The organism is Arthrobacter sp. 2YAF22_2 (genome assembly GCF_052114645.1).
Lineage (GTDB): Bacteria > Actinomycetota > Actinomycetes > Actinomycetales > Micrococcaceae > Arthrobacter.
Genome location: NZ_JBFRFD010000469.1, coordinates 1 through 2,853, shown reverse-complemented (window position 1 = coordinate 2,853; position 2,853 = coordinate 1). Strand labels below are relative to the sequence as shown.

The 2,853-nt window shown below is 68.1% G+C and carries 4 protein-coding genes; 2 read left to right on the top strand and 2 right to left on the bottom strand.

Features of this window, described 5'->3' with window-relative positions; all coding sequences use genetic code 11:
* Positions 1-664: hypothetical protein (locus tag AB4Y86_RS15975; RefSeq protein WP_441403167.1), on the top strand; the 664-nt coding region annotated here is incomplete at its 5' end.
* Positions 665-734: 70 nt separating this feature from the next.
* Here the strand turns inward: AB4Y86_RS15975 and AB4Y86_RS15970 are convergent.
* Entirely contained in the window at positions 735-1,430 is a 696-nt protein-coding gene (locus tag AB4Y86_RS15970; RefSeq protein ID WP_441403166.1) for a redox-sensing transcriptional repressor Rex, read from the bottom strand.
* Positions 1,431-1,531: 101 nt separating this feature from the next.
* On the bottom strand, positions 1,532-1,804 hold the full coding sequence (locus AB4Y86_RS15965) for a glutaredoxin family protein (protein WP_441403165.1): 273 nt from the start codon (positions 1,802-1,804) through the stop codon (positions 1,532-1,534).
* 115 nt (positions 1,805-1,919) lie between these two features.
* On the opposite strand from AB4Y86_RS15965, the gene AB4Y86_RS15960 reads away from it, so the two are divergent.
* Positions 1,920-2,738, top strand: coding sequence for an HAD family hydrolase (locus AB4Y86_RS15960; protein ID WP_441403164.1), 819 nt, complete (start codon positions 1,920-1,922; stop codon positions 2,736-2,738).
* The last annotated feature ends 115 nt before the right edge of the window (positions 2,739-2,853 follow it).

Below are 2,853 nucleotides of genomic sequence, written 5' to 3'. Positions count from 1 at the left end.
GTATGGTCAGACCACGCCCCAGTACGGGCAGCAGGCGCCGGGCTACGGACAGCAGCCGACGGCCCCGCAGTACGGCCAGAATGCCGCGCAGGCTCCGCAATATGGTCAGAACGCTCCCCAGTACGGCCAGCAGGCGCCGGGCTACGGCCAGTCCCCGTACGCCCAGTCCCCCTACGGCCAGTCGCCCTACGGTCAGCAGCAGGGTCCCGGCGGCGTGCCGAAGCTCGTCAATGTTGCGTTCTGGCTCATCGTGGCCTCCGGCGCAATATGGGTGCTCTCCCTCCTCCTGTCCATCGGGGGTCTGGACACCCCGGCCTTGCGGGACATGTTCCAGCGCCAGATGGCGACAAGCGGCGCTGACGTCAACTTCAGCGAAGTCAAGCCGTTCTTGGTCGGCACCATCGTGGTGTTCGCCGTGATCAGCGCGGGCCTTTACGCGCTCGTGGCAATCAACGTCCGCAAGGGCAGAAACTGGGCACGGATCCTCGGCACCGTCTTCGCGGTCCTATCTATCTTCAGCCTGCTCCCGCTCAGCATCGGAACCCTTGCGGTGCTGGCAGGCATTGCAGGCATCGTGATGTTGTACCTTCCGGCGACGTCCCCGTACTTTCGGAAGCAGCAGCCATTCGCCAACCCATACGCGCAGAACCCCTACGGCCGCTAGGCCAGGCACCCGCCGCAGGCGGGGGTATCAGGGCAGGGTATCAGGGCGCGGGATCCGGAACAGCCGACAGCTAGTCGGCGTCGTCCGGGTCCTGCGCCCTTTGCGCGTGATAGGCGAGGATCTGCAGTTCGGTGGCCATATCCACCTTGCGCAGATTGACGCCCGGCGGCACCTGGAGCAGGACCGGGGCGAAGCTCAGGATGCTGCGCACACCGGAGGCCACCACCCGGTCGCACACGCCCTGCGCCACCGCTGCCGGCAGCGCCAGAACGGCCATGTTGGCACCGGTGCGGTGCAGCACGGATTCGAGGTCCGCGGCGTCGCTCACCCGCAGCCAGCCCACCTCGCTGCCCACCACCATCTGGTCGGCATCGAAAATGGCCACGATGTCAAAGCCCCGCGATTCAAAGCCGCCGTAGCGGGCGAGCGCCTTGCCGAGGTTGCCCGCGCCGACGATCGCCACCTTCCAGTCATGGGTCAGACCCAGCGCCGCGGCAATGTGACGGTTCAAGTACTGCACTTCATAGCCCACGCCCCGGGTCCCGTAGGAGCCCACGTAGGAGAGGTCCTTGCGGAGGGTGGAGGAGCTGACGCCACAGGCCTCGGCCAGCGACTCGGAGGATACGCGGTCCACGCCCTCGGCCAGCAGTGCGGTCAGGGCGCGCAGATAGAGGGTCAGCCGGGCCACGGCCGCGGGCGGGATCTGCTTGGCGGCAGAACCGGCTCCCCCGGGCAGGGCATCGGGTGATGAATCCAGCGAAGTCACTATCTGCTCCATTGCGTCGCGTTGTTTCTCCACTCTAGAGCCCCGGGAGTTCGTGCCACAAAGCAGAGGGCGCGAGCACCGGCCGCCGGTTCAGGGAGCACTCAGGCCTGCTGGCCCAGCGCGCGGCGCAAGGTTCGGGCCAGTCTCGCCTCATCGATCCGCCAGAAATCCCGCTGGACGCCGTCCACCAGCAGCACGGGAATTTCCTCGGCATAGCGCTCGCGCAGGCCGGCGTCGTCGTCGATCGACTGCTCGGACCACTCGAGTCCCAGGGCGGCGGTGACGCGCCCGACGGCGTCGCGCGCGTCCGCGCACAGGTGGCAGTTGGCTTTGGTAATCAGGACTACATCGGGGGGCAGCACGGGTTTGGCCATGGATCCACGGTAGCCCCGCCCTGCGTCACGCGTCGAAGCGGCCCAGGGGTTCCCACGCGGTGCGGCGGCGTGCCTGCTGCGCATGCGGCCCGCTGGCATTGACTAGACTCGTGGCATGCCCGAGGAGAAGATCGTCGCTGTCCCCACGGGGCCGGATGTGCCACCGCAGCATGGCGAGGCCGCCTTCTTCGACGTCGACAACACCCTCATGCGGGGCGCCAGCCTTTTCCATGTGGCCCGCAAGATGCATCAGCGCGGGGCGTTCACCATTCCGCAGGCTGCCGGCTTCGCCTGGAAGCAGCTGATGTTCGTGCTCCGCGGCGAAAACATCGACGACGTCCACGCCGTCCGCGACACCGCCCTCAGCCTCGGCTCCGGTCTGACAGTCAAGGACATTGAAGTGCTCGGCGAAGAGGTCTACGACGAGATGATCGAGTCGCGGATCTGGCCCGGCACCAAGGCGCTGGCCGAACAGCACCTGCGCATGGGCCRCCGGGTCTGGCTCGTCACGGCGACCCCGATCGAGGTGGCAACCGTGATTTCCACCCGGCTCGGCCTCACCGGCGCCCTCGGCACGGTCGGCGAGATCCACGACGGGGCCTACACCGGACGGCTCGTGGGCGAGATCCTGCACGGGCCCGCCAAGGCCGTGGCGGTCCGCGGCTTAGCCGAGGCCGAAGGCCTGGACCTGGACCGCTGCTGGGCCTACAGCGACTCGCACAATGACATTCCACTGCTCGGCATGGTCGGGCACCCGGTGGCCATCAACCCCGACGCCCGGCTGCGCCGCCACGCGCGCGAACACAACTGGCCGGTCTACGACTTCCGGTCAGGACGCCGGGCGGCAACCCTGGGCCTCAAGGCCGCGACCGTCGGCGGGGCCATCTACGGCTTGTGGCGGGGCTTCTCCCGCTTCCGCGGCCCCGCGGCGTAAAGCCGCCCCGCAGCCGGCGCGCCCGCTCCGGGACAAAGAAAATGCCCGCCGCCGGGAAGGCAACGGGCATTGACGCTGTGTGAAGTAGTTCTACTTCTTGTTGCGACGCTGGTGG

Coding starts and splice junctions, on each gene's coding strand:
- AB4Y86_RS15965 (WP_441403165.1), bottom strand. CDS start 1,804: ATGGCCAAACCCGTGCTGCCCCCCGATGTAGTCCTGATTACCAAAGCC.